Origin of the sequence: Bacillus sp. S14(2024) (assembly GCF_050473785.1) — a bacterium.
Lineage (GTDB): Bacteria > Bacillota > Bacilli > Bacillales > Bacillaceae_G > Bacillus_A > Bacillus_A yunxiaonensis.
On record NZ_JBFLUP010000006.1, the window covers coordinates 3,410,404 to 3,436,210 of the forward strand.

23 protein-coding genes and 2 pseudogenes are annotated in these 25,807 nt (G+C 35.8%); 2 read left to right on the forward strand and 23 right to left on the reverse strand.

Annotated elements, in window-relative coordinates; translation table 11 throughout:
- Window positions 1-79: 79 nt before the first annotated feature.
- The 6 genes from AB1279_RS17430 to AB1279_RS17455 all read right to left on the reverse strand — a co-directional run bounded on the left by AB1279_RS17430 (window position 80) and on the right by AB1279_RS17455 (window position 5,651).
- The gene (locus AB1279_RS17430; protein WP_429760059.1) at window positions 80-856 is read right to left on the reverse strand and encodes an ABC transporter permease; all 777 of its coding nucleotides are present in this window, start codon (window positions 854-856) and stop codon (window positions 80-82) included.
- Window positions 856-1,758, reverse strand: coding sequence for an ABC transporter ATP-binding protein (locus AB1279_RS17435; RefSeq protein WP_429760060.1), 903 nt, complete (start codon window positions 1,756-1,758; stop codon window positions 856-858). Before AB1279_RS17435 ends, AB1279_RS17430 begins: the two co-directional genes overlap by 1 nt.
- 14 nt (window positions 1,759-1,772) lie before the next feature.
- Window positions 1,773-2,564 (reverse strand): ABC transporter permease, encoded by a 792-nt coding sequence (locus AB1279_RS17440; RefSeq protein ID WP_429760062.1) that lies wholly within the window; start codon window positions 2,562-2,564, stop codon window positions 1,773-1,775.
- Window positions 2,561-3,259, reverse strand: coding sequence for an ABC transporter ATP-binding protein (locus AB1279_RS17445; RefSeq protein WP_429760063.1), 699 nt, complete (start codon window positions 3,257-3,259; stop codon window positions 2,561-2,563). The genes AB1279_RS17440 and AB1279_RS17445 overlap by 4 nt, the downstream gene beginning before the upstream one ends.
- Window positions 3,247-3,636: a GntR family transcriptional regulator gene (locus tag AB1279_RS17450; RefSeq protein WP_429760065.1), complete on the reverse strand. Its 390-nt coding sequence runs from the start codon at window positions 3,634-3,636 to the stop codon at window positions 3,247-3,249. The genes AB1279_RS17445 and AB1279_RS17450 overlap by 13 nt, the downstream gene beginning before the upstream one ends.
- Window positions 3,637-4,205: 569 nt before the next feature.
- Window positions 4,206-5,651 (reverse strand): PLP-dependent aminotransferase family protein, encoded by a 1,446-nt coding sequence (locus AB1279_RS17455; protein ID WP_429760067.1) that lies wholly within the window; start codon window positions 5,649-5,651, stop codon window positions 4,206-4,208.
- 109 nt (window positions 5,652-5,760) lie between these two features.
- Here AB1279_RS17455 and AB1279_RS17460 point away from each other — a divergent pair, with 109 nt between their 5' ends.
- Entirely contained in the window at window positions 5,761-6,672 is a 912-nt protein-coding gene (locus AB1279_RS17460; protein WP_429760069.1) for a DMT family transporter, read from the forward strand.
- 113 nt (window positions 6,673-6,785) lie between these two features.
- On the opposite strand, the pseudogene AB1279_RS17465 reads toward AB1279_RS17460, so the two are convergent.
- The 16 genes and pseudogenes from AB1279_RS17465 to AB1279_RS17540 all read right to left on the reverse strand — a co-directional run.
- Window positions 6,786-6,890 (reverse strand): annotated as a pseudogene (locus AB1279_RS17465) (ribonucleotide-diphosphate reductase subunit beta); the annotation flags it as partial.
- Between the two features lie 156 nt (window positions 6,891-7,046).
- Window positions 7,047-8,264, reverse strand: a complete 1,218-nt coding sequence (locus AB1279_RS17470; protein ID WP_429760071.1) for an acyl-CoA dehydrogenase family protein — start codon at window positions 8,262-8,264, stop codon at window positions 7,047-7,049.
- Window positions 8,265-8,276: 12 nt separating this feature from the next.
- Window positions 8,277-9,464 carry a CaiB/BaiF CoA transferase family protein gene (locus tag AB1279_RS17475; RefSeq protein ID WP_429760072.1) on the reverse strand — a complete coding sequence of 396 codons (1,188 nt, stop codon included), beginning with the start codon at window positions 9,462-9,464 and terminating at the stop codon, window positions 8,277-8,279.
- A gap of 100 nt (window positions 9,465-9,564) precedes the next feature.
- Complete coding sequence (locus AB1279_RS17480) at window positions 9,565-10,947, reverse strand: putrescine aminotransferase (protein ID WP_429751178.1); 1,383 nt, start codon at window positions 10,945-10,947, stop codon at window positions 9,565-9,567.
- Window positions 10,948-12,441: an aldehyde dehydrogenase family protein gene (locus AB1279_RS17485; protein WP_429760074.1), complete on the reverse strand. Its 1,494-nt coding sequence runs from the start codon at window positions 12,439-12,441 to the stop codon at window positions 10,948-10,950. It lies immediately after the preceding gene.
- A gap of 600 nt (window positions 12,442-13,041) precedes the next feature.
- Window positions 13,042-15,171: a sigma 54-interacting transcriptional regulator gene (locus AB1279_RS17490; protein WP_429751182.1), complete on the reverse strand. Its 2,130-nt coding sequence runs from the start codon at window positions 15,169-15,171 to the stop codon at window positions 13,042-13,044.
- 134 nt (window positions 15,172-15,305) lie between these two features.
- Window positions 15,306-15,554: a hypothetical protein gene (locus AB1279_RS17495; protein WP_336482651.1), complete on the reverse strand. Its 249-nt coding sequence runs from the start codon at window positions 15,552-15,554 to the stop codon at window positions 15,306-15,308.
- Between the two features lie 27 nt (window positions 15,555-15,581).
- On the reverse strand, window positions 15,582-15,872 hold the full coding sequence (locus tag AB1279_RS17500; protein WP_429760075.1) for an SAV0927 family protein: 291 nt from the start codon (window positions 15,870-15,872) through the stop codon (window positions 15,582-15,584).
- Between the two features lie 24 nt (window positions 15,873-15,896).
- A complete protein-coding gene (locus AB1279_RS17505; RefSeq protein ID WP_429760077.1) occupies window positions 15,897-17,192 on the reverse strand; it encodes a Glu/Leu/Phe/Val family dehydrogenase in 1,296 nt (431 codons plus the stop codon).
- Window positions 17,193-17,411: 219 nt separating this feature from the next.
- On the reverse strand, window positions 17,412-18,761 hold the full coding sequence (locus AB1279_RS17510) for an APC family permease (protein ID WP_429760079.1): 1,350 nt from the start codon (window positions 18,759-18,761) through the stop codon (window positions 17,412-17,414).
- 509 nt (window positions 18,762-19,270) lie between these two features.
- The gene (nrdF, locus tag AB1279_RS17515) at window positions 19,271-20,239 is read right to left on the reverse strand and encodes a class 1b ribonucleoside-diphosphate reductase subunit beta (protein WP_429760080.1); all 969 of its coding nucleotides are present in this window, start codon (window positions 20,237-20,239) and stop codon (window positions 19,271-19,273) included.
- A gap of 198 nt (window positions 20,240-20,437) precedes the next feature.
- On the reverse strand, window positions 20,438-21,388 hold the full coding sequence (locus AB1279_RS17520; RefSeq protein ID WP_429761459.1) for a ribonucleotide reductase: 951 nt from the start codon (window positions 21,386-21,388) through the stop codon (window positions 20,438-20,440).
- A gap of 383 nt (window positions 21,389-21,771) precedes the next feature.
- Window positions 21,772-22,899, reverse strand: a pseudogene (locus tag AB1279_RS17525) (ribonucleotide reductase N-terminal alpha domain-containing protein); the annotation flags it as partial.
- Window positions 22,886-23,245, reverse strand: coding sequence for a class Ib ribonucleoside-diphosphate reductase assembly flavoprotein NrdI (gene nrdI, locus AB1279_RS17530; RefSeq protein WP_336482646.1), 360 nt, complete (start codon window positions 23,243-23,245; stop codon window positions 22,886-22,888). The gene nrdI and the pseudogene AB1279_RS17525, both read right to left, overlap by 14 nt.
- A 560-nt stretch (window positions 23,246-23,805) precedes the next feature.
- A complete protein-coding gene (locus tag AB1279_RS17535) occupies window positions 23,806-24,120 on the reverse strand; it encodes a hypothetical protein (protein WP_429751189.1) in 315 nt (104 codons plus the stop codon).
- Between the two features lie 77 nt (window positions 24,121-24,197).
- Window positions 24,198-24,392: an abortive phage infection protein gene (locus tag AB1279_RS17540; RefSeq protein ID WP_429751190.1), complete on the reverse strand. Its 195-nt coding sequence runs from the start codon at window positions 24,390-24,392 to the stop codon at window positions 24,198-24,200.
- A 170-nt stretch (window positions 24,393-24,562) separates the two neighbouring features.
- Between AB1279_RS17540 and AB1279_RS17545 the strand changes: the two genes are divergently transcribed.
- A complete protein-coding gene (locus tag AB1279_RS17545; protein ID WP_429760081.1) occupies window positions 24,563-25,120 on the forward strand; it encodes a GNAT family N-acetyltransferase in 558 nt (185 codons plus the stop codon).
- Between the two features lie 70 nt (window positions 25,121-25,190).
- On the opposite strand, the gene AB1279_RS17550 is transcribed toward AB1279_RS17545, so the two are convergent.
- Entirely contained in the window at window positions 25,191-25,790 is a 600-nt protein-coding gene (locus AB1279_RS17550) for a histidine phosphatase family protein (RefSeq protein WP_429760082.1), read from the reverse strand.
- Between the last annotated feature and the right edge of the window lie 17 nt (window positions 25,791-25,807).

Sequence of the window (25,807 nt, forward strand, 5' to 3'; positions counted from 1 at the left end):
TATCAATATACTGCAATCTTTTCTTTTATTATGATATAACTAAAGGAAATAAATCCCCGCTTAGCGGGGATTTATTTCCTTATAGAACATCGCGCTTTTGGAACAATGCACTGGAAGCAACAAGTAAAATAGCAAAATGAGCTAATACAAATAACAAAGAAGTTGTAAAGCTAAACTCTGTAAATATTGGTTTGGCCCCTTGACTGAGCAACACATTACTATCATACATATTTAAATTTAAGTGAAACATTACAATATATTTTGCTATACCTTGGGCAAATTGGAATACTAGCATTTTTAACATTCCCTCTATGAAGAAGAAAAATAGTGTAATAACTAATGGTAAAACTGATTTTCTAAAAATATTCGCTAGTAAGAATGCAACTGTTGGATAAAAGAATATCGGTAAAATATTATATACAAAACGTTTTAACAAAATTGCAAAAGTTACCGCTCCAGTGTTCCCGCCAAATGCAATGAGACCAATTAACATGGCTGTAAGTAAAGAAGCAATACATACAAATAATATAGCTAAGAGGACTGTAATATACTTTGAAAATAATATCGTAATTCGCTTTCTCGGACGAATTAACAATTGTTTAATTGTTCCTTTTTGAAATTCTTCTGTAATTGTGCGGGATGCTAGTGTAATACCAAAGATTGTTGCAAATGTAGCAATCATTCCAATATTTTGCTCTGCGAACATGATAAATCCTTCGATTTTCAATTCAGGTGGAGCCCACTTTTTGAAAATAACTGCTCCTGCTATTTCTAATACTGCTAGTACGACTAACAAAATATACATACTCTTTTTCGCATGTAACTTTAAAAACTCGTTTTGAATTAATTTTATCATTATGCTTTCCCTCCCCCTGTAACTGCTAAGAATTCATCCTCTAATGATTTATTTTGAACTGTTACACCGTACACAAGAACATCAGCATGCACTAAATTTTTCACAAGTTGTGGAATTTCCTCTTTCATGACAGACACAATAATTTTCTTTTCTTGTACGGTTCCTTTTAGCAGTTCATTTGCTTCCTCTACTTGATCCACTTCAAATGCTACTACAATTTGATCGTCATCTTTTACTTGTTCGCGTAAACTATACTCTTGCACAAATTGTCCATTCTTAATAATAACGACACGATCACACATCAGCTCAATTTCACTTAGCAAGTGACTTGATACAATGACTGCAATGTTTTCTTCTTTTGCTAAACGCTGTAAGTAATCACGAATTTCACGAATTCCTGCCGGATCTAAACCATTTGTTGGCTCATCTAAAATTAAAATTTTCGGATTATGCAAAAGCGCTTGTGCAATCCCTAAACGTTGTTTCATACCAAGAGAATATGTTTTTACCTCTTTATGAATCGCATGCTCTAGTTCAACAAGCTTTACAATTTCTGCAATTCGTTCTTTACGAATTGGCGTAACAGCCATATTAGCAAAATGCTTTAAATTTTGCATCCCTGTCATATATTCATATAGTTCAGGATTCTCTACAATTGCTCCAATGCACTCTAACGCTTTCTCACGCTCAGTACGTATACTGTGACCACAAATTGTAATATCGCCTTCTGTTACTGAAATCAGACCTGTCATCATCCGAATCGTCGTCGTCTTCCCGCTCCCATTTGGTCCAAGAAAGCCGTATACTTCCCCTTCCTGCACTTCAAACGAAAGACCGTGAATAATTTCAGCACTGCCTATTTTTTTATGAACATTTTCTAATTTCACTACTACATTTCCCAATGCCTGTTCCTCCTTTAAATTTCTAATTTTTTGTCAATGATGTAGGATGTTATGAATATGAAAAGGAAAGTCGATAACAATATAAAGCATACATACGAAATACTTGCCCCTTCATTAACATAAAATGACGTTTCGAAAAAACCATTTTTATCTATAAATCCAACATTTTTTGTATAAAATACATATCTATCTATTTTTTCTAGGAGAGTAGTTGTAAAGAGTTGAATTCCGCCAAAAAGCAAAAAGAAAAATATAAATAAAACCTTACTTAATAAAGAGTTCACATTAAAGAGTTTTATAACTGCAATTATGAAATATATAGAAACTAACAAACTTGTTAAATCTATAATCCATAAAAAGATAGAAAAGAAATGATGAAATATCCCATAATTATATAAGTGGTGCATTGCTCGTTGAATCTCTCCATTTGTGTTTTTCTCGTAAATATTCAAAGAAAAAAAATGAACAAATCCCAAACCTATCAAAGACAGTAGAATAAACATTAGCGTAAAAAATAATAGATTTGCATATAAGTACTTTTTAGATGGAACAGCTGTATAACGAATCATAGAATTTTTTAACATTCTCCGAAAAGATGAGACTGCTATTAATCCAATTGAAAATACCGTTATAGTAAATAATAATATAAACAAAACCAATATTATATTTTGTTTTATTGGAGTCATGTGCTTAAAAGAACCCATAAAATTAAATAAAAGAATAAGCGAAATCGTAATAAATCCCGTATAAATTATCCATATTTTCTTTTTATTACAGTTATATAAATAATGGAGAAGTTGATTCATTGTCCAAAAACCTCCTTGAACAACTCATGTATTGCTTTTCCTCTTTGAAAACGAATATCTTCTACATTTTCATATAGCACAATTTCTCCATCCTTTAAAAAAATTATTTCATCAAATAAGTTTTCAATTTCGCCAATTAAATGAGTAGAAATTAAAATTGTACAGTCTTCGCGATAGAATTGAAGAATTAACTCTAGTACATGCTCCCGTGAAACAAGATCGATTCCGCCAAGCGGCTCATCTAATACATATAATTTTGCATGTCGTGAAAATGTTAAAATAAGCTGTAGTTTTTCTACCATTCCCTTTGATAAAGCATTAATTTTTTCTTCTAACGGAATTTTCAATTTCGCGATTGTATCCACCGCTTTTTGAATATCAAAATCTTCGTGAAAATCGCGATAGAAAAACAAAGCATCTTTTACAGTCATCCACTCTTCAAATATAGGACGGTCAGACATGAATGAAACAATTTTTTTCGTTTCTAGACCTACTTTCTTACCAGCAATGAAAATATTTCCTTGAGAAGGATGCTGCAAACCTACAATCATTTTCAGCAACGTCGTTTTCCCGCTCCCATTATCCCCAACAAGACCAATAATTTTCCCTTCTGTTATCGTTACGTTTACATCTCTAATCACAGCTTTTAAATCATAACGTTTCCATAGATTTTCTATTTTTACTAATTCTCGCATCTGTTCTTCCCCTTTTTCTCTTCTAATGAAGAATGAAGAATGGACAACATTTCCTCCTCTGAAAACCCTAAGTTGTTCATTCCATTTATAAAGGCATGAAGCAACTCTTTCGCCATACCCTTTCGCAGCTCCATAATCTTCTCTCCTTCAGTCACTACATATCTTCCCATTCCTCTACGTGTCACAACGATACCCTCGCGTTCTAACTCTTGAAATGTACGTTGAATTGTATTCGGATTCACTTGTAACTCACTAGCTAATTCACGTACAGAGGGAATTTTACTACCAGGCGATAAATGACCTGTTACAATTTCCTTTTTTATGTATTCCATCACCTGAATGTAAATAGGGATGTTGGGAGAAAATTCAATTTTCATTTCTTCCTCCTAATGTTATAGTGTACTAGTCAAATAATACACTATTATGTAAATAATGTAAATTAAAAAATTTAAATTTATAAACGTTATAAGTGGAATTATTTATCCCGCTATTCGCGGGCAGTAAAACCTCGACCTCAAGATTAGGAGAGAAGCGTTGTCCAGCTCTAGCGGCTAGAATCTCCGGACGTTGGAGCACCTCTCTGTCGGGTGCTCCAACGTCCGGAGATTCTGGGCGAGCCGCTTCCGCTTTTCTACAGAAGATAGGTGAGGGATAACTGCCCGTTAAACCCCGATTGGTGAGAGCTTCCATCAGTGGGGGATGAAAAAAAACCACTGATGGAAGTTTCACTTTATTATATCCTGCTTTACAATAAGAGTTTATGCAGCGCTAGAGGAAAAGGAATGAAAGCTCAACATAACAAAGAAAGTCGTACACAATTCCCTGGAAAATACGTAATCTTACATGTATTTTCTAAAGAATTGTGCCCGACTATAACTTACTAATATAGATTCGGCGTAAAAATCTCCACAAAAAATAATACAGTGAAACTTCCAAATGTACAACATTACATTAACTTCTTAACAATTTGAGAAATACGGTAAATTCCCTGTTTTATATCAGACAAAGATGCATAGGAGTAGGAAAGTCGCAAATACTGAGTGCATGCTGAGCTATATATACTCCCTGGATAAAACAATACTCCCTCGTCAAGTGCTGTTTCAAAAAGTTTTTGCATTGATATAGCTGGAAGAATCTTCACCCAAATAAAAAAGCCACCTTTAGGAATATTCCAAGTTGCAATTCCTTGTAAATGCTTCTCTAATGCTTCTAACATTGTATGGAGACGAATAGTAAGATTTCCTCTAACCGCTCTAAGATGCTTAGCATATAAACCGCTTGATAACCATTCAGTAGCTGCCCATTGTGATAATGAACTGGACCCATAATCAATTTGCATTTTAATATCGGCTAAACGATCGATAACAGGTTCAGGACCAACAAGCCATCCTACTCTTAATCCAGGGCTCAATGTTTTAGAAAAACTACCAATATATAAAACTTGTCCATGTCTATCTTTTGCTTTTAGTGGTAAAGGCGGTGCAGTATCAATCCACAATTCTCGATAAACATCATCTTCTATAATGGGAAGATTCTCTTTTTCACATACTTGCAAAAGGTCTTGTCGTCTTTTCTCTGACATAACAATACCTGTCGGATTATGAAAAGAAGGAATTGTATATATAATCGACTGATTTCGTTGTTTTTTTGTAGCAATATCACTCGGTATTAACCCTTGATTATCTACTGAAAGACCGGAAAATTTCATTCCTGCTGATTGAAAAATATGTAAAGAATACAAATAAGATGGTTCTTCAAGAAGAATAGTTGATCCTTGGCGTAACAGTCCAACTGAAATGAGTTGCAGCGCTTGTAGAGCGCCTGAAACAATTAAAATGGAGTCGGGTGAACAAGTGATCCCTATTGTACTTAAATATTTGCTTAATTCTTGGCGTAATGGTAAAAGTCCTTTCGGTACTTCATATCCTAAAGAATCAATACGGTTTATACAGCGGTGCATAACAGTATGTAAATTTTCTACAGAAAACAACTCAGAAGAAAGCTCGCCTTTTCCTAATTGAATTATGTTTAAATCTGACTCTGCTTTATTAATTTCTTGTACGATCGATTGATTTGGCTTATAAAACCCTGTTTTAACAAACTTATTCCAATTAGGAGGGGCGATATTTGCTAGTAATGTCCATGTATTATTGACTACTTTTGTACTAGCCCCCATTTTCCCTTCGATTAACCCTTCCGCTTTTAATTCTTCTAAAGCTGTAACAACTGTACTTCGATTTACACCAAACAATTTAGCAAACTCACGTTGTGTCGGAAGTTTACTTCCTATTGGCCATTCCCCGCTTATAATTTTATTTTTTATATATACAACAACTTGTTGATACAAAGGGAGATGTGAAGATTTACTTAACTTCCTATTTTCCTTCTCCATCAAAATCACCTACATTTGGTTGGTTTTTAAAACAACACAATTGGTTGAAGACATTTTACTAAATCCTTATTAACATGAAAATCAATTAACATGATAAGGATGTGAAAATATGAAGAAACAATTGGATTTTCGAATCATAACTGCTTATGGGGCTACAATTTTTCTTTGGGCTTCCGCTTTTCCAGCCATACGAGTCGGATTAGAATCCTATAATCCTGGGCATTTAGTTTTGCTTCGCCTATTAATCGCTTCGCTAGCACTTATCATCTTCGCTATATTGACTCGCATGCAGCTACCAGAATGGAGAGATATCCCTATTATTCTCGTATTAGGTTTGCTAGGGTTTACTGTTTATCATGTAGCCCTAAGTGCCGGAGAAGCAACTATTAATGCAGGTGCTGCAAGCCTGCTCGTTTCTACCTCTCCCATTTTTTCATCCATATTAGCTTCTTTATTTCTGCATGAACGATTTGGGCTTCGGGGCTGGATTGGATCTATTATTAGCTTTTGTGGTGTCGCTATTCTTTCATTAGGAAAAGATGGTCATTTTACGTTGAACATTGAAGCTTTATTAATTCTTCTAGCATCCTTTTCAGAAAGCATATACTTTGTATTTCAAAATCGATATTTAAATAAATACGGGTTTCTTGCATTTACTTCCTATACAATTTGGTCTGGTACATTTTTCATGCTTCTCTTTCTCCCAGGATTAGGAGAAAGAATTATGCATTCATCTATAGAAACAACACTTAGCGTTGTCTATTTAGGTCTCTTTCCTACTATGATTCCTTATTTTGCTCTAGCTTATATCATATCACGTATAGGAACATCCGAAGCAACAACTTCTTTATACTTAACACCCGCTCTAGCAATTATTATTTCTTGGATATGGATTGGAGAAATTCCTACTGTTTTCTCAATACTAGGAGGGATAATAACTATATTCGGCGTTATTATAACAAATATAAAAATTGATAAAAAAGAAACCCAAATAATGAAATTCGATCAAAATATTATGTAAACTATAAATCTTACTTACCAAATGAAGAAAAAGGCTGTCTCCAAGAAGGAGATAGCCTTTTTCTTCATCTTGCTATATTAAAAATCAAAAATAAACTCCTTATCCAATAACTTCTAAACATTCGTTGCTTTTACATAACCGTTCCCTCTTACAGAGAAAAAATCATGTTTTTTCGTATGAGTACGTAAACCATTTAACACAATTGGATTAATTTCTTTTTAACTTTGTCCCGCTATTCGCCAGCAGTAAGACCCCTATCTTGAGATTCAAAGAAAAGTGAAGAAGATAGATGGTGGATAACTGCTGGCATGCGCCCGATTAAGTGGGCTTTCCATCAGTTGAGGATAAAGAATCCCACTGATGGAAGTTTCACTTCATTTCGTTACCACTTCTGCCTCAGTTTCTTCAAAAGGCCACTTCGGTAACATGTTACGAAGTTCCTTATCAGAACGATATCCAAGTGCGTATTCCGCTTGCATAATCGTATGAATTTCACGTGTTCCTTCATAAATAACTGGAGCTTTTGCATTTCGTAAATATCGTTCTACTGGGAATTCATTCGAATATCCATAAGCACCGTGCACCTGCACTGCATCATTTGCCGCTTCAAATGCAGCATCACAAGCAATCCATTTTGCTAAAGATGTTTCCTGTGTATTACGTTTCCCTTCATTTTTTAACCATCCTGCTTTATAGACCAATAAACGTGATATTTCAAGATTCGCAGACATTTTCGCAATCATTTGCTGTACAAGCTGATGTTTTCCAATTTCTTTTCCAAATGTTTTCCGCTCTTCACAATACTTTACACTCGCTTCTAAACTTGCTTGAATAAGCCCGCACGCCCCTGCCGCTACTGTGAAACGGCCGTTGTCTAATGATGCCATTGCAATTTTAAATCCTTCTCCCTCTTCTCCAAGAAGATTTTCCACCGGCACTTTCACATCATCTAGAAATACTTCTCCTGTATTGCCCGCTCTAATACCAAGCTTTCCTTTTATGGCTTTTGTTGATACCCCAGGAAATGTTCGTTCTACGATAAAACAAGAAATACCGCGATGCTTTAATTCTGGGTTTGTTTTTGCAAATATTAAGAAGTGGTCTGCAACATCACATAAAGAAATCCATGTTTTAGATCCATTTAATACGTAGTAATCACCTTGTTTTACCGCTGTTGTTTGCATAGCAACAACATCTGATCCTGCATTTGGTTCAGTTAAACCGAACGCCCCAATTTTTTCACCTTTCGCTTGTGGAACAAGGTACTTTTGTTTTTGTTCTTCTGTTCCCCATTGAAGAAGTGTCATGCTATTTAATCCCGTATGTACAGATACAGCTGTACGGAAAGCTGTGTCACCACGTTCTAATTCTTCACAGACAATAGCAAGTGTATTATAATCCATACCAACACCGCCATATTGCTCTGGAATACAAACGCCCATAAACTGTAACTCAGCTAAACGCTTCAAGATCTTTTCTTCAAAATGTCCTTTTTCATCCCATTCTTTAATGTATGGAATAATTTCATTATCTACAAATGATCTCACTACTTTTCTGACACTTTGTTGTTCTTCTGTTAAAGAAAAATTCATTTGTACTGCCTCCTAGATCCATTGTTTTTTTTTCATTTCCGTAATGCTTTCCTGCGAATACCCCAGTTCTTTCAAAATCTGTTCTGTATGTTCTCCGTGGAGTGGCGGATGTTTCTGCATCCGTACTGGTGTCTTTGCAAGTTTTAATGGTGAACCTACAAGTGTAAGATTTTCAATGGTTGGATGTTCCATATGAATTGTCATATCTCTCGAAACCGCCTGCTCTGTTTCTAACGCTTCCTTCACATTGAGAATTGGTCCATTTGGAATCCCTGCTTCATCCAAAAGTTGTTTCCAGTCCTCTTTCTTTTTCTTTTTCATTTCTTTTGCAATCATGTCTACAAGTTCTTCCCTATGCAAAAGACGATTTGCATTTGTTCTATAGCGATCTAAACGAGATAAATCTTGTCTACCAAGTAACAAACAAAACTTATGAAACTGTTCATCATTTCCAACTGCAACAACTAGATCTCCATCCTCCGCCTGAAATACTTGATACGGAACAATATTCGGATGCTGGTTTCCAAGTCTCTCTGGCAATTCTCCTGTACACAAATAATTGCTTGCTACATTTACTAATGCCGCTAATTGTGAATCAAATAAAGAAATATCAATTTCTTGCCCTTCTCCTGTTCTATTTCGATGCTGCAAAGCGGCTAAAATCCCAATACACGTAAAAAGACCTGTGAGCACATCTGCAATCGCAACTCCTACTTTTGCAGGCTCTTCATCCTTTCCTCCTGTTATGCTCATAAGTCCACTCATCGCTTGAATCATATAATCATATCCAGGAAGATGTGAAGCAGGACCATTTTGGCCAAAACCGCTAATAGAAGCTAGAATAATATCTTCCTTTACCTCTTGTAACACTTCATAACCAAGTCCCATTCTCTCAAGTGTTCCAGGTTTGAAATTTTGTACAACGATATCAGCATGAGAAACAAGTTTTTTCAAAACATCCTTTCCCATTTGTGATTTTAAATTTAATGTAAGCGACTCTTTATTACGATTCGCGCAAAGAAAGTAAGCGCTTTCTCCTCCTGCGAAAGGTGGCCCCCATCCTCTTGTATCATCGCCATTTCCAGTATTCTCAATTTTTATTACCTCTGCTCCTAAATCACCGAGAATCATCGTACAAAAAGGACCGGCAAGAACCCGAGATAAATCAATAATTTTGATTCCGTGTAATGCTCCCTCCAACCCCTTCTCCTCCTATAGTAAAAACCAGTAAAACCAATTAGAGTGAACATAAGCATGGTGGTTTTACTGGTTTGTTTTTACACGTTATTGTATAGAATGATTATTGTACTTTTACTTGTGCTAACACTGATTCGAAAGTATTAATTACCATATCTACTTCTTCATAACTAATTGTAAGAGACGGTTCAATACGAATTGTTTTTGAATTAATTAACGTTCCTGCAACAAGGATGCCTCGATCAAACATTGCCTTCGATACTTCATAACCAATTTCATCTTTATGGAATTCGATACCAATCATTAAACCTTGACCACGAATTTCAAATACTTTGTCTTCGTGTCCTTCCGCAGCCTTTTTCAACCCGTTTAAGAAATACTCTCCAACTTCCGCAGCTCGTTCAGGTAATTTGTCTTCCAATAATACATGGATTGTTGCAATTGCAGCAGCACATGCAAGTGGATTTCCACCAAATGTTGTCGTATGCATGAATGGGTTCTCAAACCAACTTTTAAATACTTTTTCTTTGGCAACAATTGCACCTGCTGGCATTACGCCCCCGCCAAATGCCTTCGCAAGACAAATAATATCTGGTACTACGTCATATAATTCTGCAGCAAACATTTTTCCTGTACGTCCCATTCCAGTTTGCACTTCATCAAAAATAAGCAAGGATCCAAATTCATCGCAAAGCTCTCTTACTTGTTTCAAATAATTTTCTGGAGGTAAAATAATACCGCCTTCTCCTTGAATTGGTTCTAAAATAACAGCTGCAACATCTTCTCCTACTAATGCACACGTTTCAAATGTTTTTCTCATCATCTCGATATCACCAAATGGAACGTGACGGAATCCTGGAATTAATGGTAAGAACGGCTTACGGAACATTCCTTTTGCTGTTCCAGATAAAGATCCAAGACTCTTACCGTGGAAGGCACGTGTTGTTGAAATGAAAGTTGTTCGTTCGCTGTACATTTTTGCTAGTTTTAATGCTGCCTCTACACTTTCTGTCCCACTATTTGTAAAGAAAGCATATTTCAAATCACCAGGTGTAATATCTGCTAGAATCTTCGCAAGGATCGCACGGAGTGGATCTAGTAAATCCTGACTATGCAATGCTTGACGCTTTAATTGATCCGTTACAGCTTTTACCACTTTCGGATTACGGTGTCCAACATTATAAATCCCGAATCCACCTAAACAATCAATATATTTTTTACCATTGATATCCATGAAGCAAGATCCTTCATCAGACCATTCTACTGCTGCAAATTGCCCATCTTTTGTTACTGTTTTTCTATATGCAAGAAAACCAGGATTGACATGCTCTCTAAACCCATCTACTGTTTCTTTTTGAATCCAGTTAGCCTCTTCTTCGGAGACCTTTTCTTTTTCAATTAATTGCAGTACTTTCGTAATATAATCATTTACATTTGAATTGTTTACATCCTGCTCATTGAATTTATTTTCTACATTCGTTACCATTTATTTCACTCCTATAGTCTTTTTATTTGCAAACCAACCAATTGGTTCTACTTCTAGATTTATATTAATCTGCTTAATTTCTTGGAATTCTTCTAAACCAAACGTTCCTAAACTACGACCGATACCACTTTGCTTATATCCGCCCCAAGGCGCCTCGTTGTATGTTGGATGATAACTATTAATCCACGTAATCCCTGCGCGAAGCTTGCGGATTACGCGCATCGCTTTTGCGCCATCAACTGTAAATACGCCTCCAGCTAAACCGTAATCTGTACCGTTTGCCAGCTCAATTGCTTCCTGTTCATCCTTAAACTTTTGGATAACTACAACAGGACCAAAAATTTCTTCCTGCACAATACGCATATCAGGTTTTACATTGACAAAGACTGTTGGTTCAATAAAGAAACCATCACCTTTTCCACCCGTTGTAATACGCTTTCCTCCGCAAGCAATTTCCGCTCCTTCGTCTTTTCCAATCTCAATATAGCGTAATACTTTTTCCATATGTTCTTGACTAACAAGTGGGCCCATCTCTGATTCTGGGTTATCACCAGGTCCAACATTAATTTGCTTTGCACGTTCTACGAAACTACTAACAAATCTATCGTAAACGCTTTCTTCTACAAGGATTCTTGATCCCGCTGAACATACTTGTCCAGTACCTGCATAAATACCAAACAAAGCATAATCAACAGCAGTTTCAAAATCTGCATCTGCAAAAATAATATTTGGAGATTTCCCGCCAAGTTCTAGCGAAATCTTTTTCATATTATCTGCCGCTGTTCTCATAATGTGTTTTCCAGTTTTCGTTCCACCTGTGAAAGAAACCATATCTACTTTACCGCTTGCTGCAATCTCATTTCCTACTATTGGGCCAGCACCCATCACCATATTCGCGACACCTTTTGGCAATCCTACTTTCTCAAAGATTTCAAATAACTTGGTTGCAGTGATTGGTGTAACCTCAGACGGTTTAAATACAATCGTATTTCCAGCCGCTAAAGCAGGTGCAATTTTCCATACACTCATTAATAACGGATAATTCCAAGGAACAATTAATCCACAAACACCAACTGGTTCTCTGACTACCATAGCTTGCATTGGATCAGCTACATGATATGTTTGTCCATCTGGTTTTGTAATAAGCCCAGCATAATAACGGAAGCAAGCTGCCGCATCTCCAATATCGCCCTCTGCCTCGCGATGTGTTTTTCCATTATCCATTGTTTCAAGACGTGTAAGTTCTTCCTTATTTTTATCAATTTCATCTGCTATTTTAAATAAATAAAATGCTCTTTCAGCAGCGGATGTTTCTGACCAAATTCCGCTATCAAAAGTCGCTCTTGCCACTTCTATTGCTTCTTTTGCATCCTCGATCGTTCCTTCAGGCGCATATGCGATAACCTTGCCATTCGCAGGGTTAATAATAGATCGTTTCTCTTGATTACTAGACTCTCTCCATTCACCATTTAGATACATTTTTAAATCTAGCATTATATATAATCCCCCTTTGTCGATCGTTCATATATTATATAAGCAATAATTGTGCCAACATTTAAAATACCAAGTAATCATACAAAAACTGACTATTTCTTCAAATAAAACATACGAACCTATGCGTTTTTGCATAGGTTATTACATTTTGCATAATTACAACAAAAATAAAGTGAAACTTCCTTTTGGAGTGCTCTTCTCCAAAAGGTTAGTTGAACCAATCGGGCGCATGCCAGCAGTTATCCCCCACCTATCTTCTGTAGAAAAGCGGAAGCGGCTCGCCCAGAATCGCAGGACGCCCGCGCACCCGACAGAGAGGTGCTTTTTGCCTCGTCCGAGGGGGCGAAACGACCGGAGATTCTAGCCGCTAGAGCTGGACAACAAAGAAATGTGGAAGTGGCTCGTCCAGAATGTGAGGGGGATGGAGCTTCTGACGTAGAGGTGTTTTTTACCTCGTAGGAAGAAGTGAAGCCACCGAACATTCTAGCCACTGGAACTGGACAATGCTTTCTCTCAATCTTGAGGTAGGGAGCTTACTGCCCGCGAATAGCGGGATAACAAAGAAAAAGGAGTAGTCCATGCAAACTTCTCCTTTCTCTTTTAGAAATATGAAATTGTATCAACTGCTATTTCCTTTTCGTTCATGATTTTTTGATATTTACGACTAACCGAAGATTGACTAATTCCAAGAGCTTTTGCGGCCTTCGTCGTTGTTTTATACTGCTTCATCGCAAGTAAGATTAATTGCTCTTCTACAGAATGTAAAGCTTCTTGTAATGGTAAGACCCTTGTAATAACTGGCTTTGATTTTTTAAAGTCATAACCAGGGGTTAAAAATTTGCTAACAAATTCAGCTTCAATAACTGGCTCATCTGCTGATACTACTAAACGTTCAATCATATTTTGTAATTCTCGTACATTTCCCGGCCATGAATAAAATTCTAGTAAATTCAGTGCATCAGAAGTTAAATGGTAGTTTTTATTATATTTTTCATTTAATTGTTGTAAGAAATGAAATGCGAGTACTGGAACATCTTCCATTCGTTCCCTTAACGGGGGAACTTGCAATGGAATTACATTTAAGCGATAAAATAAATCTTCACGGAACGTACCAGCTTCGACCATTTTTTCGAGACTTTTATTTGTGGCCGCAATAATTTGAACGTTTATTTTCGTAGGTACCGTGCTTCCGATTGGAATTACTTCTTGCTCTTGTAACACCCTAAGTAATTTCACTTGCAAATGTAAAGGCATTTCTCCAATCTCATCCAAAAATAAAATTCCTTGATCCGCTCGCTTAAAATATCCTTCTTTTCCATTTTTATCAGCACCGGTAAAAGCACCTTTCGTATATCCAAACAGTTCACTTTCCAATAATGATTCTGGAATTGCACCGCAATTTAATTTTAAAAACGGCTTTGAAGATCGATTTCCCAGTTGATGAATGGCTTGTGCAATTACTTCTTTTCCAACACCCGATTCTCCAGAAATAAGAACATTAGAAGAAAAATCAGCTATTTTTTTAGCTTGATTAATAATTTGTTCCATTTTCGGACTACAATAAATAAGTTTCTTAAGAAAACGATCTTTATTTTTAAAGTTGTCCAATTCCTTCTTATATTGTTCAGATATCTTTTTCATCTCATGCAATTCCGTCTTTAATCTCGTTGCCTCTGTAATATCCCTTGATGCAATAATAATACGATGTAGTTCTCCAGTTTCATTAAACACAGGGTTTCCAACCGCTAATATTTTTCTACCACTTTTTGTTTCTTGTACAACCGATACCTTTTTCTTTTGTTCTAGTACTAAACGAGTAACAGATGGACTAAATAAACCTTTTCGCTCTAAATCTAAAAGATTTTTCCCTAAAAGATCCTTTAAATCTCCTCCCCAAAAATCATTGATAATGGTTTCACTATAACGAATTAATTCCCCTTTATGATTAACTACTAATATTTCATCATAAATACTAGATAAGATTGCGTTTAAATCTTTATTTAAATCCTTTATATGTTCAATTTCCATGGCCATATCCTCAACCATTGGTAAATCCTGTACAATAATAACCATTCCTTCAATACTTTGATCGAGGCTAGGAATCGGGCTGTAATCAACTAATACTCCCATCTCATTTGTTATTTGTAACTGATTTAAAATCGTTTTCCCCGTTGCATATACATTGTTAATATGTTCCCCATTAAAAATCTGTTCTGCTGGTACATTCAGTACTTTTTCAGAAGTAGACTTAATCATCTTTAAACCAGATTCATTACAATTTACAATTTTCTTTTCCCTGTCTACCACAAAAATCCCCATAGGAATAGACATTAAAATGATTTTTAGTATATCTACACTTTTATTTTCTTGCTTAAATAATTCTGCAAAAACATCCTCTCTTCTTATGTATCCTTTTAACTCTCCTATTTCATTTTTCACAATCGCAATGGGCGCCCCAATAATTTGAAAGAGAGCTGTTAAGGAAATAATTTTACTAAGGTGACAGATTGTATCTAGTGAAACAGCATTTGAAAGTAATGCCCCGGCAGTTAATTCCTCATTTCTTGATAGCAGATCCTTTACATGGACGTATGCAAATAATTGATCATCCCTTTTTAAAAACAGAAAAGGTTCTTTTATATTTGTAACATCTATATTCCATTCCTTTTCAGGTTGATCAATAGGTAGAGAAACAATCTGTCTAATTTTTTTATGAGCAATGGAAAACATTCCGCTACCCCTCCTTTGAACTACTTAACTTGTATTGTATCACTAAAAACAGATTTTTTTAATTAATCTGATAATAATCTTTATTTATTAAAAAAAGGAAGATGAATGCTTCCATCTTCCTTTTTGTTCTCTAATTAATCACTACCACCAATTAAAATATCTTCTTGAATATAAGCTAATACCATCCCTGGAATTACCTTATCTCCTGCTTCTACTTCTAAAGATTGTACTTCCCCACTACATCCCATTTTAATTACTTCCAGCTCACCATTCATATTTTTAATAGCAAACAGGGGTTCCCATTCGTAAATTCGGGAGTCCTTATCAATAGCCACTTTTTCAACCGTTCCATAGCACGGGCTCGTAACGATCTCATAAAACAAAATGAATCATTCCCTTCTTTTATTCTATTAATATTGTTCTGCCAACATTTGTGGCTGAAGAATCATACGGAAAAAACTTTGAAAATCTTCTACATCTTCTGCTTCAATCTCTAACTTAGGTGCCCAATATTGTTCCTGTTCAATATCTTCTTGACTTAATAGAATCATTCTTCCATTCTGAATAGAAGTAACCATTGCTTTTCCCAAAAATTGCTGTGAATACGTAACGGCTATATCATATCGATGACAATTCGACACGATACAATAATAACCAATCGGTTGTCTCTCAATTTCTTCTAATAAAATATCAAGCTTCATTTTATTCCTCCCTTTGTTAAAAGGTTAAAAATGCAACCAACCTCTTAGGCGCGATGCCTCTACAATCTTACGAACTCCCTCTATATAAGCAGCAATTTTCATATTTACTCCAAAATGTTTTGAAGTATTAAATACATCAGAAAAACTAGATGTGATTTTCTCCTTTAAGCATTGATCGACATATTGCTCTGTCCAATAATACCCTTGGTTATTTTGACACCATTCAAAATAAGAAACAATAACACCTCCAGCATTTGCCAGAATATCTGGAACAACCAAAATGTCTTTCTCTTCTAACATTGCGATTGCCTCTTTTGTTGTCGGACCATTTGCGGCCTCAATTACAATCTTACATCCAAGCCTTTCTGCATTATGTTTTGTAATCACTCCTCCAATTGCTGCTGGAATGAGTACATCACATTCTTTTTCTAACAACTCTTGGTTAGAGATCGTTTTACTAAAGAGGTTTGATACTACTCCAAACGAATCTCGATTTTCTAGTAAATAAGGAACATCCAAACCATCTGGGTTGTAAATGCCACCTAAAGCATCAGATACTCCTACCACTTTCACACCAATATCATATAAATATTTTGCTAAATAACTTCCAACGTTTCCAAACCCTTGAATGATTACTCGCATATTTTGGAGTGGAATATGTTTCATCTCACTCACCAACTGAAGTGTATAGAATACTCCTTTAGAAGTAGCTGTTTCCCGCCCTTGCGATCCTCCTAGCATCAATGGTTTTCCAGTTATAAAGCCTGGGGAATCAAATTCTCTAATATGATCATATTCATCTAGCATCCAAGCCATAATTTGAGCATTTGTATACATATCAGGAGCTGGAATATCTTTAGTAGGCCCAACAATTTGGCTCACTGCTCTTACATAACCGCGACTAAGTAACTCTAGTTCCCTAGAACTCATCTCCTGCGGATTACAAATAATCCCGCCCTTTGCCCCTCCATATGGAAGACCTGTTACTCCACATTTCAAGCTCATCCAACCAGCAAGTGCTTTTACTTCCTCAGCTGTAACATCTGGATGAAATCGAATACCACCTTTTGTTGGCCCTGCTGCATCGTTATGCTGGGCACGATACCCTTGAAATACTTTTGTTCTTCCATCATCCATTCGAACAGGAATACTTACTTCTAAAAAGCGCATCGGCTTTTTCAGAAATTCAAATACTTCCTCTGGATAACGTAAAATCTGGAGCGCCTCTTGTAATATAGACTGAAATTCCTCTAAAGGATTTTCAATCTCAACTTTTCCCTGTATAGATTGAGTTGTATTTTTTTCTGATTGAATTGCCACGATAACACCTCATTTATATATTTTTACTAGTTTTATAAAGCAATAATCATGCCAAATAAAAATATAATGTTTATATTCCCTTTTCAGCCCTCTCTCTGGCGCTGATTTACAAATTTTCTCTCGTTCTTTATGAATTGTTGAATGGCTTATGCAATATTGCATGATTTTAAAATCTCCAAAATAAAAAACATCGGAAAAATTCCGATGTCTTTTGTTATTTTACATTTCCTGTACTTCTTCAAAATGCATTTGCGGCGGAGCCGATCGAAACATGTTCGTAACATATAAAAGGTAACCAATTCCAATAGCAGCCCAGCTAAGTCCAAGAATAAGCGAATTAATATTGAGATTAAACCATAACACAGCTACTGTACCTGCTCCTAAAATAGGCAGAACTAAGAAATTAAAAAAGTCTTTTACTGTTTTATATCTTTTTTGCTTTATCACATAGTAGGCAATTACAGATAGATTAACAAATGTAAATGCAATAAGCGCTCCGAAGTTAATAAGAGATGCTGCTGTTTCTAAATCGATAAATATAGCGGAAAGTGAAATAATTCCTACAATAATAATGTTATATACGGGAGTTCGCCAGCGAGGATGAATGTATCCGAATATCTTCTGCGGGATTACATTATCTCGCCCCATTACGTATAATAATCGCGACACACTTGTATGAGAAGCTAAACCTGATGCCAATGTTCCCATAAATGTTCCTACTAAAAAGAAAGTTTGAAATAATTTTCCGCCAACGTATAGCGCGATTTCTGGCGCTGCTGATTCTTGATCTTTAAATAGGGATGCATCTGGGAAAAAAGATTGTGTGAAGTACGTAGTAACAATAAATAAAATTCCGCCAATTAAAGCGGTAAGAAAAATAGCCCGAGGAATTGTCTTCTTCGCGTTTGGTGTTTCTTCCGAAAATGTAGTTACCGCATCGAAACCTAAAAATGAAAAGCAAAGAATTGTGGCCCCCACAACTAACGATGATATGTGTATATCTGATTGAAAAAACGGCTGAATGGAAAAAACTTCTCCAGTTCCTTCTCCTGCTATCAATCCTTTTATAACAAGAAATACAAACACAACCATTACTAATATTTGAAACACTACTAAGAATGTATTGAAATTAGCAGTAACATTAACACTAATAATATTTACCAGCGAAATCAGTAGGACAAATCCAACAACCCATAACCAAGAAGGAACACTTGGAAAAAGTGCGGACATATAAATCCTCGTTAATAGCGCATTTACCATTGGTAAAAACAAATAATCCAATAACGCTGACCATCCAACAAGAAATCCAAGCCTTGCACTAATTGTCTTCTGGGTATAAGTATAAGCAGATCCCGCAGTCGGAAAAACCTTTACCATTTTGCCGTAGCTTGCAGCTGTAAATAACATTCCTGCTAATGCAATAAGATAAGCTGCTGGAACATGCCCGCCCGTTTTGTCAGAAACGATTCCAAATGTATCAAACCCCACCATCGGTGTCATATACCCGACACCTAGCATGACAATTGACCAAAGTCCTAATGAACGTTTTAAACTAACTTCTTTTCCCACCTATCATTCCTCCTACTTTCTCTATCTAATTTCCATGTAAAGTTTGATAATTAAACAGAAAACGCTTTCAATAAACCGTGTATATGCTATATCGCATTCCAAACCCTCCTTTTTCTATTTTTTAAATATTCATGCAATTTTCGAGCCAAAAATTTCTTGCTTAAAAAATAGAGAGGATAAGCCAATTTTCACGCTTCAAAGATAGAGCAGGTGAGATTATTTTCTTTGCATTTTTTGTTGGTTTTTTATTCATTTTGACATAACTTATTCAGTCTCTCATACCACTTACATACACGTGAAGTGAAACTTTAATCAGTCGAAACATAACAAATTTATCCTGCATTAACGAGCAGTAAGACCCACCCCAACATTCAGAGAGAAGCGAAGAAGGTAGGTAGGGAATAACTGATGGAAGTTTCACTTTATCACGAAATAATAACATTATGTAAACTATTTACACATAAAAAAAGCTGCCTTTATATGAAAGACAGCTTTTTCAATCCTATCTATTAAAAATCAAATACGAAATCATCATCTGATAATTTTTCAACATTTGTTGCTTTTACATAACCATTCCCTTTTACAGAGAAGAAATCATGGTTTTTCGTATCTGTACGTAAACCGTTTAATACAATCGGGTTAATTTCTTCTTCTTCAAAGTGTGGTTCTAATCCTAAGTTCATTAGCCCTTTATTTGCATTGTAACGAACGAAACGATTCACATCTTCAACAAGACCAATAGATGTATAAATTTCTTCTGTGTATGCTATTTCAATTTCATACAGTTCCACTAATAAATCCATCGTTTCTTTTTGTACTTCTTGTTGTTCTTCTGCAGAAAGTTCCGCGAAGATTTGCTGTGCTAGAATACCGACGAATACGCCGTGAATGGACTCATCCCTGATTATCAAGTTGATAATTTCACCACTCGCCGTTAATTTTCCTTGTCCTGCTAAATACAGCGGATAGAAGAATCCACTATAGAACAAGTAACTTTCTAAGAACACACTTGCTACCATTGCCATGTATAGTTCTTTTTTCGTTACTTGAGGTTTTAATAGACGGCGGTAGTAATTTGTAATAATCCCTGCTTTTTTCACAAGTATCGGATGAGTATCTACCCATTCAAAAATCTCATCAATTTCTTCTTCACTTGCCAATGTCGTAAAAATGTGACTGTAGCTCTTCGCATGTACTTCTTCCATTGCTCCCATGAAAGCTAATACACTTTTTGCTTGTAAGTTCTCAAGGTGTACAAGAATAAGAGGCATTCCCTCGCCGCCTTGCTTCGTATCAAGGAGCGTTAAACCACCTAGTACGCGCTTATACGCTTGTTGTTCTTCCTTTGATAACTGCACCCATGTATTTTTGTCAGAAGAAACAGCGATCTCCTCTTCTGTCCAAAACTGAGCGATGTTTTGCTTCCAAAACATTAAACTAAAATCGTCTTCTTTCTTGTTCCAGTTTACCGCGCGCATTGAATCGCCCCTTCTTTATATTGTTACATTGTCCTAACGTACGGTAAAATTTCTATTTCATAATGAAAATCTAACCGTGCGTTAGAACGCAAATTTAATAACTAAGCATGAGCAGGGTGTTTCTGCCCCTGCTCATGATGATACTTTATAGTTAATACTACTTGTACAATTTGTTTCTTCTCTTTCAAAAGCAACTCATCATACCGTACAAGCTACACACTCTTCAACGCTTAACTTACGTGTTCTTGTGTAATACAGGCTCTTCAGTCCTTTTTTATGAGCATAAATATAGTAACGTGCTAATTCACGTGTAGAAATATCGCTATTTACATAAAGAATTGTACTAATCCCTTGGTCAATATGCTCTTGAATTTCTGCGATTAAATCAATCAATTTAAACTGATTCATATCGTAAGAAGATTTATAATACCAGAACGTATCTTTTGATAAATACGGCATTGGATAATATGTCGTTGCATTTGCATACGTTCTTGACTCGATTTGACTTACGATTGGCATTACACTTGAAGTTGCATTTTGAACATAGCTAATCGATTGTGTCGGAGCAATAGCTAAGCGATATGAATTATATAAACCATGCTTCTGCACTTGTTCTTTTAAGTTTGTCCAGTCTTGTTTTGTTGGAATGTGGATTCCTTCAAATAACTGTTGTACTTTCTCAGTTACTGGACTGTAATCTGTTGTTTCATACTTCTCAAAGTATGTTCCTTTTGCATAATCCGACTTATCGAAGTCTTTAAATGTTTCGCCCTTCTCTTTCGCAATCTCCATACTCTTTTCGATGGAGTAATAGTTAAGCATCATAAAGAATGTACGAGCAAATTCTTTTGCTTCTGCGCTTTCATAACCAATTTTATTTTTCGCTAAATAACCGTGTAAGTTCATTGCTCCAAGACCAACAGAATGAAGCTCATCATTTGCTTTTTTCACAGTCGGTGCGTTCGGAATAATTGTCATATCAGAAACAGCTGTTAAAGCTTCCATACCTGCATGGATCGCTTCACGAATTTCTTTATTCTCCATCACGTTTACGATGTTTAACGATCCTAAGTTACAGTTAATATCACGGCGGATAATGTCATCTGTACCATAATCATTGATTTCTGATGTTTCTTGTAACTGGAAGATCTCAGTCTCTAATGTTCAACTGAGGTCGCTACTCTCAGCCCGTTGCTTACACAACTGCTGTATGTCACCATACAGGACAGACTATATCATCACCTACAGCATAACCTGATTAGGTGCTCCGCTTTTCGAACGCCAATCACTTGCGCTCTACTCCCATATAGGATAGTCGTTAGGCTTTTATTTACCTTAGTCTTTCAGAAAGTCTCTTATCATTTCATGCTGTATTTTTTAAATTGTACTTATACAAAATGATAAGATACCCTCTGAATAAATTAACTTATTCTAAGATAAAATTTAGCACGGTAGGTTACCTCATTTTTGAGGCTTTCCCCGTTTAACGGAGTTTTCGACTAGTATTTCTACTAGAAGGTGCTACATAGTTAACACAAGTTAGACATCTTCACAGTTCCAATATCCTTTAACGGATGCTGCTGATTCGCATTTGATTTAAACATTAAGTATGGATATCCAGACTCAAGCTGAATCATTGCGATTTTAATAAGCATATCACGTGCGCTAATATCAAGTGGTTTCTTTTTGATATTCGGATTACTCATCAGTTCATCATACATTTCATCAATATCGATATCATCTAAATGTTTTCCGTACTCTTTATACACTGTATAAGGTGCGAAAACATGAAATGGTTCGTTTTTCTCCGCAAGCTCAAAGAACTTGCTTGGAACGATAATTCCGATTGAAAGAGATTGAATACGGCTCTTCTCGTCGGCATTTATTTTTTTTGTATCGAGGAACTCAATAATATCCCAATGGAAAATATTTAAGTATACTGCTCCAGCACCTTTTCGTTGGCCCAACTGATTCGCATACGAAAACGAATCTTCAAGTAATTTCATAACCGGCACTACACCGCTTGCCGCGTTCTCGATACCTTTAATTTGTTCACCGCGCGCGCGCAGCTTGCTCAAGTTAAGCGCTACACCGCCGCCGATTTTTGATAACTGCATCGCCGTATTAATGTTAAATCCAATCGAGTTTAAACTATCATCCATCTCTAACAAGAAACAAGACACCATTTCTCCTCTTCTGCTTCTTCCCGCATTTAAAAAGGTTGGTGTCGCTGGTTGATAGTTTTGTTTTACAATCATACTTGCGAATTGTTTCGCCTTCTCAACATTTCCTCGTCCTAAGTATAACGATACAATTGCCACGCGATCAGGATAACTTTCTAAGTATTGTTTTTGATCATTCGTTTTTAACGCGTAATCTTTATAAAACTTAGATGCTGCCATATAAGATTGAAACTCAAACTTTTCGCCGTATGTGATTTCGTATACAGCTTCTATCTCGCCCATCTTATACTCACTTAACACATCATAGTAGTAATCGTTCTCCAACATATACTTGATGCGTTCTGCCACGCTATCAAAATGAACGGTATTCTCTTGCGCCTCTTCCATAAAGACTGCTAGTGCCTCTTTATCTTTGTGCAGCTGATAGAATCCGTCCTGCATTTGCGTGATCTCATTATTTAATTCAATGTGTCGCAATCTCCAGCACCCTCTCTTTAAAAAATTCTACATCTTTATTTGTTCCAGATAACTCAAATTTCGATACAATCGGCACTTCATATCTCGTTGCAATCTTGTCTGCACTTGCCCCAAACATATCTCCCCAATTGCGATTTCCGCTTGCAGATACTCCCTTTAAGCGTTCGTGATTACGTTCTAAAAATTTTAAAACACGTTCTGGCACATTTCCAAAACCTGTTGTGTACGTAATAAGGATAAATTCTTCGTCTAATACGAGATTTTCATTAATTTGAACGGCCGGCATATTTAATTTATGGATGAAACGCTTCACATTTCCTGTCATAGAATCATATGCAACTAACATCTCCGACCCTCCTCTTACATCTTTTCACATCATGTTCGTTCTCGATGATTTCTCTATATATTGTATTACTTTTTAAAAAAGGACACAAGATATATGTATAATTTCTTTCTTTTTAAAAATTTATTTTTTCGACAGAAAAAGCCGATCTTTTTACAATACAAAGAATATGAAACAACATTCTAAAACGCATGTCAATAAAGTGTATTTCAAAAAAGTTGTCAACGGATTTACCCATGTTTTCAAAAAAGTTAACATTATAAAATTGTCAAAAAAAGAAATATACCTACGAAATCTATTTTTCGTTTGTCAAAAAAAAACGAACAGTTTCCTTACTAGAAACTGTTCGAAACCGGTTACACATTTTCTATATTATACCCCTCTTACTTAAAAAACAGCTACATTCAAATAAGAGATTTTCTTTTCAATATTCGTTACTAAAAAACTCACAATCTATCCTTTTTTCGGTACACTATTAAAAATATTGCTGTTTCATTTACAACGAAAAGGAGAAAAATGCACAGCGTATCCTAGACATAAGCACGCGCAAAAGACAACTCCTATTAACTATTTTCCACGCGCACAATGTCCTTCACAAATATATGATAGAAATTTTCATCTTTACATTGCATCGTAAAAATAGGTGATTCTTCATCGAAATACGCAATTGTACCTTTAACTTTTTGAATAGAATTTTGAAATTTAGCTACTACAAGCACATTTTGTTCTTGTTCATACGCTGTTTTTAGTTGTTGAATGATCTCCTTCGTTCGCTTTCGTTTTTCAGGAAACATAACCATCCCAACAAATTTCCTTCCTTCCTCATCTTTCCAAAAATAATCCCAATGCGGAAGTATTCCTTGCTTAAACTCTCCCATGCAAACTCCTCTCCTTTCTCTTTATCCGACTCTTAACGAGCAATTTTAATCCGTCTTTTTTAATAGATAATTCTTAATTACGAGCGCGGTGTTTCCAAATATGTATAAATGATTTTTCCACCGTGCTGTGCGTTACCTCGAAAATGTTTAAAATCTTCCCGTTCTACTAAAACTTGGCGAAATGCATAAAACACTTCTTTTGCTACAACATATTCTTCTATTTCTTTATTTTTAAGTTGATCTAAAATCACATTTACTTGTTGTTTATCCATACCGTTCACCTCTCTGTATTACTTTTATTTTACGATTTTTCCCAAATATCGACAATACACTTTTCTAATACAGTTAACAAATTATCCCGCTATTCGTGTGCAGCAAGACCCCACCACTGATAGAAGTTCCATTTTATGATACAATAAAATGGACAACCAGGAGGGATAACATGATTCGGAAAGCAAAACAAACAGATACTAAAGCAATATCTCCTTTATTGTACAACGCACTGCATGAAGTTGCTGAAAAATTAACAGGTGGTACAAATGAAACCGAAGTTCTAGAAGGTTTAGAGTATTGGTTTACACAAAAACAAAACCGACTCAGCTATGAAAATTGTTTCGTTGCAGAGCGTGATGGAGATGCAGTTGGTGTTATTATAACCTACCATGGAAGTGAAGCAACAAAGCTAGATGCTCCAATTGTAAAACGATTACGAAAAATGAAACAAGATTCTTCTATTATATTAGAAAAAGAAGCCGAAGAAGATGAATATTATATCGATACCTTGTCTGTTTCATCTGCATATGGCGGACAAGGTATCGGTTCAAATTTAATTCTTGCTGCTGAAACACACGCCAAAGAAAAAGGGCATGAAAAAGTTTCATTGTTAGTAAATCTAGAAAATAAGCCTGCATTTTCTCTCTATAAAAAGCTTGGTTATAAACAAAATAATACAATTATGCTTGTAGGCGAACCATATGCTCATTTAGTTAAGTGTGTATAATAGAAAGGCACAATCATGAAATAATGATTGTGCCTTTCTATTATACACGAAGCATTACATCTATTTTATTTTATGTATACGTTACAAATATATTTCCTTCCATTACTTCGCGAAAAGTATAAATTGTACACCCCCACGGTTCCGTCTGAAACAGCAGCGGTCCATGCCATCCTCGAGTACGCAGCTCCTTACCAATCATCGTATTAAAATAACTATGTCCAATCAGGGAAACTCGCTGATATACGTTTGCATATCCAACTAATACATCCGCTGCTTGCTTCGCTCTTTCTTGTACTTCTGAGTATGATTCAACATCCTTCGAATAACCGATCATCCAAAATGCGCGCCCTAAAGACATCCATACTTTCGGTTTACACTTTATCCATTTTGGCACAGGTAAAATAGAAGGAACAGCAGCTTCACGAAAAAGTGGATTCTGTATAAAAATAATATTATTAGTCAACATTGTTGCTGATTGAACAGCTCTTTTTTGATCACTTGCCACTATAAACTTGGAAGCTTCAATGACTTCGAGCGTTTTACTTGGAATGTCTATGTCTTTCATAATATCTTCATTCTTATATCTTTGCAGCCATTCTTGAAATTCTCGTACTGTCATCGCTTTTTTGTGAACACTAGAGCGTCCATGATTTATGAAAGAAATTTGCATCTTTCTCACTCTCCGTT